Source organism: Bartonella sp. AA9NXGY (assembly GCF_042196845.1).
GTDB lineage: Bacteria > Pseudomonadota > Alphaproteobacteria > Rhizobiales > Rhizobiaceae > Bartonella.
In genome coordinates, this window is record NZ_JBHIRB010000058.1 from 1 (window position 1) to 2,602 (window position 2,602).

At 41.6% G+C, this 2,602-nt stretch carries 3 protein-coding genes and 2 pseudogenes; all 5 read left to right on the forward strand.

Annotated features, from left to right (window positions below):
- Positions 1–189 (forward strand): annotated as a pseudogene (locus ACFIM6_RS09645) (hypothetical protein); the annotation flags it as partial.
- Between the two features lie 92 nt (positions 190–281).
- Complete coding sequence (locus ACFIM6_RS09650; protein ID WP_375612644.1) at positions 282–1,409, forward strand: N4-gp56 family major capsid protein; 1,128 nt, start codon at positions 282–284, stop codon at positions 1,407–1,409.
- Between the two features lie 20 nt (positions 1,410–1,429).
- A complete protein-coding gene (locus ACFIM6_RS09655) occupies positions 1,430–1,810 on the forward strand; it encodes a hypothetical protein (protein ID WP_375612645.1) in 381 nt (126 codons plus the stop codon).
- An 11-nt stretch (positions 1,811–1,821) separates the two neighbouring features.
- Positions 1,822–2,202, forward strand: coding sequence for a hypothetical protein (locus ACFIM6_RS09660; protein ID WP_375612646.1), 381 nt, complete (start codon positions 1,822–1,824; stop codon positions 2,200–2,202).
- 11 nt (positions 2,203–2,213) lie between these two features.
- A pseudogene (locus tag ACFIM6_RS09665) lies at positions 2,214–2,602 on the forward strand (hypothetical protein); the annotation flags it as partial.

Genomic DNA, 2,602 nt, shown 5'->3' on the forward strand with positions numbered 1-2,602 from the left:
GTTGCTGCGCTTCAAAGCCGGCAGAATTCTGCGAGAACCTTAACGGCATCTGGTGGAGGGGGCAGTGTTGGACCAATCACTTTAGCAAGCATTGATAGGATGTCAGAAGAAGAATTTGACGCTTGGATATCAAATCCGAAAAATAAAGCAATTTTTCGGCAATTGCATGGTGCTGGTAACGGGTATTAAGAGTGCATTTTTATAGAAATTAGCCTGTTTTATGCAGGGTTATGGTCCGGCTTTTAAGCCGGTTTTTTTTACAGCAAAGAAAGGTAAAATCAATGGCATTAACAACAGTTAGAGCAGATGATCCTCATGCGATAAGCACGTGGTCAAAATTATTAAATACAGAAGTTTCAAAGGCGATACCTATTGCCCCCCTTATAGGCAAGGGTTCAAACAGCATTATTCAACTTAAAACTGAAACACAGAAGGGCAGAGGGGATTGTGTTACATTTAGCTTACGTACACAGCTTTTGGGACGGGGAGTTACCTCAGGACAGACGCTTGAGGGGAATGAAGAGGCATTACAATTCCTTCATGACAGACTATATATTGACGAGCTTTCGCATGCAGTTCGTGTAGAAAATGAAGGTAGTATAGCGCAACAACGTACAACGTTTGATTTGCGTGACGAAGCAAAAGATGGCTTAGTTGATTGGTATGCAGATCGCTTAAGCTTGATGTTTTTCATTCAAGCTTGCGGATATACAGCAAGGACAATCTCTTTTGAAGATCGGATGATAGATATCGAGAATGTGCATTATGGATTTAATGAACCTCTGGCACCAAGTAGTAAGCGAATTATCCGTCCAGATGGTAAAACCAAGGATGAAGAGCTAAGTGAAGCGCCAAAACACAGCTTTAGTTTGAAGCTTATTGACGAAGCTGTAAAAATGGCGAAACTTGCTAATCCCAAAATTCGACCAGTACGTGTGAATGGGGAGAGTGTTTATGTTCTCTATTTGCATCCAACACAAGTGATGCAATTGCGTACCAATACAGAGACTGGTCAGTGGCTTGATATTCAGAAAGCTGCTTACACAGGCTCTCGTGCGCAAAACCCAATCTTTGATGGTTCTTTAGGCATGTATAATGGTGTGATTTTACGTGAATCTGAACATGTCACCCATGGGGTTAAATCTACCGATCATACAGCGAAAAAAAGTGTGCGTCGTGCTGTTTTTCTTGGAGCACAAAGTATCGTTATGGCTTTTGGAAATAATCGCAATGTCAATCGCTATAAATTGGTGGAAGAGCATTTCGACTATCAACGTTACTATGGTTTGTCTGCGAAAACACTGATTGGCATGAAGAAAACCCGTTTCAAATTTCCAAATAGCTCTCAAGCAGCGCAAGATTTTGGAACGATTGTTATCCCCACCTACAGTGGTGAACCTGATAATTAATCATAGGGAGGAAACAAGACATGGCAGATCAATTACCCCCTCCATTACAGGGCAGAAATCTACATACCCAACAGGTAAGTTTCTTACGTTTGAATATCTTACATAAAGAGAAACATCTCACAGAAAAAATTGGGATATTACCCCGTGGCGCTTTGATCACTTCAATAAAAGCGTTCGTTAAGACGGCATTTTCAGAAGCGAAATTGAAGATTGGCAGCAGCTATGGGGGCAATGAGTTCAGTGAAAAAGACATCAAAGCCCAAGGCACGCAAGATTTTACGCCAACAGATCAAAAGTCTTTTGTTGCAGATGATAAGGAGATGACCCTTTATGCAACACGAGACAAAACCACCGATGCTGGTGAATGTATTGTGGTTGTGCAATTCGTAACAAATCATTGAGGGGATAAGACATGGCAGATTATTTACCACAGCCCTTGCAAGGGAGAAATCTTCATACCCAGCAGGTAAGCTTTTTGCGGCTTAATTTTAGCTATGAAGATAAAGAAAAGGTGATGAAGATAGGCACCCTCCCTCGTGGTGCTTTGATTACTTCGATTAAAGTGTTTGTTAAGACAGCATTTTCGGACACAAAGGTCAAAATAGGCAGCACTGCTGGAGGGACTGAGTTTGGTGAAGCGGAAATCAAACAACAGGCAGTAAAAGAGGTTAAGCCCACCAATCAGAAGGAATTTGTCCCTTATGATGAAGAGGTCACTCTCTATGCTAAAGCGGACAAAACAGTACAAGCTGGGCAAGCAAGTATAGTCGTTGAATTCGTGACTAATCACTGAGAGGTATTTTGATGACACGTCATTATATTCGGGTTAAGACTGGAGGACCGATACCTGTAAAGCGAGATGTTTATCGTCATAAGAGAACACTTTCGCACTTAGTGTCGGTCATTCAAGATGAGATTGATGACATAGCCGATGAGTATGTTCAACAAATCCAAGAAAGCATTTTTGCAGCCATTCGTTTTTGTGAACGGGAGACCTTTTACTTTAACGAAAGCCGTGATGTGGTGTTTGAGACACGGGCGGGACAAGGTGTTTATGATGCAAGCGCTACCCGCCCTATTGAAACAGCTGTTAAAATAAAAAACGTTTATCTAAGCTCTGATCAACATCATAAGTTTGCATTGGAGTGTAAGGACCATGTTTCTTTAGAGCCTTTGTTATCATCAGAGCAGCA